Genomic DNA, 3342 nt, shown 5'->3' with positions numbered 1-3342 from the left:
CTTGAGGAACGCCCGATCGTCACGGACATCACGATGGTCAAAGCGGGGATTACGGGGCGGGGGCACGACTGCCCCGTCCGGAAGGCGATCGGGAACGGCGCGGAGTTGGCCGCCGAAACCGGGATGACGCGGACCGCCGCGTCGGTGCTCGAACTCGATAGCGAGGGCGTCTACGACGGCGCAATCGCGACGATCGGCAACGCCCCCACGGCGGCGCTGGCGCTTGCCGACTGCATCGAACAGGGCACCCGTCCGGCCGTCGTTGTCGCCACGCCGGTCGGCTTCGTCAAGGCCGCCGAGAGCCGAGACCGGATCCGAGAGGTCTGTGCCGAGTGCGACGTGCCGGCGATCACGAACGTCGGTCGCCGCGGCGGCAGCGGCCTTGCGGCCGGGCTGACGAACGAACTGGTTCACGTCGCGAGCGACGCCCGCGACGGCGACGTGGAGTTGGAACGATGACCGACGGCGTCGAATTTCCTGACGATCCGGGCGCGTTCGCGGCCGAACGTAGCGAAGTCGAGTCCGCCGGCTCCGACACCCCGGTGTACGCCGTCGGGATCGGCCCCGGTAACCCGGAGTTCCTCACCCCACGGGGCGCACGCGCGATCCGGGAGGCCGACGTCGTCGTCGGCTTCGAAACCGTCGTCGAGTTCGTCGAGGACGAGATCGACGGCGACGCGCTGACCTGTGGCTACGGCGACGAGCCCGAAACCCTCGCGGCGTTCGCCGATCGGGTCGCCGGTGGCGAACGCGGGACGGCGGTGTTGATGGGCGATCCGAATCACTCCGGCTACCAGTTCGTCGGCAAGGTCGAGTCGGCGGTTGACGCACCCGTCGAGGTGATCCCCGGTATCTCTTCGGTGCAGATCGCAGCTTCGCGGGCGCGGACGCCGATGGAGGAGGCGACCTTCGTCACCCTCCACAAGAGGGGGCCGATCGAGGCCGACCTCGAACGGCTCGAACGGGATGTCGGCGACCGGCATCTACTCGTTATCCCTCGACCGTTCGATTGGATGCCGGAACGGATCGCCCACCGGCTGCTCGAATCGGGGGCGTCGGACCACGAGGCGCTTATTTGTGAGCGGCTAACCCACGACGACGAAGCGATCACGCACACGTCGCTGTCAGAACTCGCCGCTGACATCGACTCCCGCGAGGAGACGGCGTTCTCCGACCTGTCGGTGTTCGTCGTTCGACGGTAACTGCGGTCGTTGGGTGTTGATCCGTTCTACCCCACATACCCGAGCGCTTGGAGGCGGTCTTCCACATCTGAATCGTCGACCTCTCGGTCGATCTCGGGGTCGTGCGTGTCGCGGTCGGTCGCGGTCGTGGTCGCCCACGGCACCGTTCGGACCGCGGGGTGGAGACAGCCGACCGGATGGTCGTAGATCCCCCACTCCCCGAGCGCGTCGCCGTGATCTGCCGTGATTGCGACGCGCTCGGCGTCAACGTTGGAGAGGAGGAGTTCGACATCGTCGAGCGCCAACCGAAGGTTGTCTTGGTATGCTCTCCAGAACCTCTCCCGATCGATCTTGCCCTTGCGGAGCGCGTCGACGACGGTGTCGGAGAGCGCCGGGCCGAACGGGTCGGCGTCGAACCCCGCATCGAGATCGACGAACGGATGATGCGGCTGGACGTAGTGGACGATCAGTCGATCGGGGTCGTTCTCGCGGGCGATCCGGATCGCACGGTCGGTCATCGTCCGCGGGAGAACGGTGTCGGCTGTCCCGTCCCAGCCGTCGCGCCACACCTCCTCCAGGGTCTCGAAACGGTCGGCATCGAGCATCCGTTCGGAGAAAACGTTGCTCGTGACGTAGGCCGTCTCGGCCACCTCGTTGGCGTGCTCGTCGGTGAATGTCTTCGCCATCCACTCCTTGGACATGCTGCCAACCGATTCGACACGCTCGATATCTCCGAGGAAGTCGTACTCGTCGGCGACCGATTGGAGAAGGTCAACCCGGCAAGCGTCAAGAACGACGAGGAGGTCCCACTCGCGCTCGTAGACGTTCGTTCCGCGCGGGAGCGGCCAGGCGAGCCACCACAGACCGGTGTAGAGGTCGTAGGCGACGTCGCCGAGCCCTTCGATCCCTTTCTTTCGGATCTTCTCGGCGGAGACGGAGACCCAGTCGTCGAATCCCATGCGCGCCTGTGGGCGCTTCGACGTGAATTACGTATCGGAACGGATCGGGGACGTATCCGAGCGGGGGACTCACTGGAAGCGCTCGGGAGCGAGTCTGTACGCGAAGAGTACGCCGAGCGAGTCGGATTGCAGAGTTTTAAATACTCGAGGGACGATAAAACCAGAACATGATGCCGGGACTCGATCGTATCGCCGAAAACGCCGGGACGTGGCTCGGTATTACCGCCCTGCTCGTCGTCGGGTTCCTCACAGGGGCAGACATCTGGACGGTCGCTGTCCGACCGTTGTTCGTCATCGTCTTTCTCGAGGGGGCCGTCTACGTCGGGCTGTTCACCTTTGTCGTCCTCGCCACCGGGTCGTTGCTCGTCTATGACGTCTGGCGGGGCGATCCCGGCGAACGAGTGACCTCTGGGCCGCCGGTTCGAGCGATCGTGCCCGCCTATCGCGACGCCAGCGTCGTCGCCGAGAGCGTCACCAGCCTCCTCGAAAACGACTACGATCCGCTCGAGATCGCGGTCGTCGTTGAGCCCGATGACGACCGGACGCGGGCGAAGGCACGTGAGCTCGCCGAACGCTACGATCCCGTCACGTGTCTACTCAACGACCGTCCGGGGTCAAAGGCGGCCGCAATCAACTGTGCTGTCGAGCGTAGCGATGCCGAACACTTCGTCGTTTTCGACGCCGACGAACGCGCCTCTCCGGGGTTCGTTGCCACCGCAGTGGGCGAGTTGCTGGGGGAGACCGACGTCTTCCAAGGCCGGCGGCTCCCGCGGCCCACAGGGGCAGTTGAGACACTCGCCTACTGCGAGCGAGTCGTCGTCCAGACCGGTTACTTGATCGGCGAGTTCGTCGGGTTCACCCACTGTCAGAGTTCTGCGACCGGGTTCACGCGGGAGGCCTTCGACGCGGTCGGGGGCTACGCCGACGTGTTGACCGAGGACATCTACTTCTCCCACCAGTGTCACCGCGCCGGCCTCACCGTCACCGGGAACCGCCGGTGTACGAGTTCGATGGAGGCACCGCACTGCCTGCGGGATCTCTGGGGACAACGCAAGCGCTGGCGGATCGGCCACGTGCAGGTCGTCCATATGCGCCTTCGAGAAGCCCTTACTGGTGACCGCGACCTCACGGACGCCATCGCGGTCGGGCGGGCCGTGGGGGCCGTGCTCGCCGGTGGCGTGCTGTTGGTTTTGACCGCCCAC

4 protein-coding genes are annotated in these 3342 nt (G+C 65.8%); 3 read left to right on the top strand and 1 reads right to left on the bottom strand.

What is annotated here, in order from left to right:
• A partial coding sequence (locus ACI944_RS13420; protein WP_411719535.1) for a precorrin-8X methylmutase occupies positions 1-459 on the top strand: 459 nt, incomplete at its 5' end.
• Positions 456-1202 carry a cobalt-precorrin-7 (C(5))-methyltransferase gene (locus ACI944_RS13415; RefSeq protein WP_411719534.1) on the top strand — a complete coding sequence of 249 codons (747 nt, stop codon included), beginning with the start codon at positions 456-458 and terminating at the stop codon, positions 1200-1202. The genes ACI944_RS13420 and ACI944_RS13415, both read left to right, overlap by 4 nt.
• Before the next feature lie 26 nt (positions 1203-1228).
• On the opposite strand, the gene ACI944_RS13410 is transcribed toward ACI944_RS13415, so the two are convergent.
• The gene (locus ACI944_RS13410; protein WP_411719533.1) at positions 1229-2140 is read right to left on the bottom strand and encodes a hypothetical protein; all 912 of its coding nucleotides are present in this window, start codon (positions 2138-2140) and stop codon (positions 1229-1231) included.
• Between the two features lie 167 nt (positions 2141-2307).
• On the opposite strand from ACI944_RS13410, the gene ACI944_RS13405 reads away from it, so the two are divergent.
• Positions 2308-3342 (top strand): glycosyltransferase (locus ACI944_RS13405; RefSeq protein WP_411719532.1); only part of this gene is annotated, 1035 nt, incomplete at its 3' end.

The organism is Natronomonas sp., from assembly GCF_046710025.1.
Classification (GTDB): Archaea; Halobacteriota; Halobacteria; order Halobacteriales; family Haloarculaceae; genus Natronomonas.
This window is presented reverse-complemented; position numbering and strand designations above follow the sequence as displayed.

Coding starts and splice junctions, on each gene's coding strand:
- ACI944_RS13415 (WP_411719534.1), top strand. CDS start 456: ATGACCGACGGCGTCGAATTTCCTGACGATCCGGGCGCGTTCGCGGCC.
- ACI944_RS13410 (WP_411719533.1), bottom strand. CDS start 2,140: ATGGGATTCGACGACTGGGTCTCCGTCTCCGCCGAGAAGATCCGAAAG.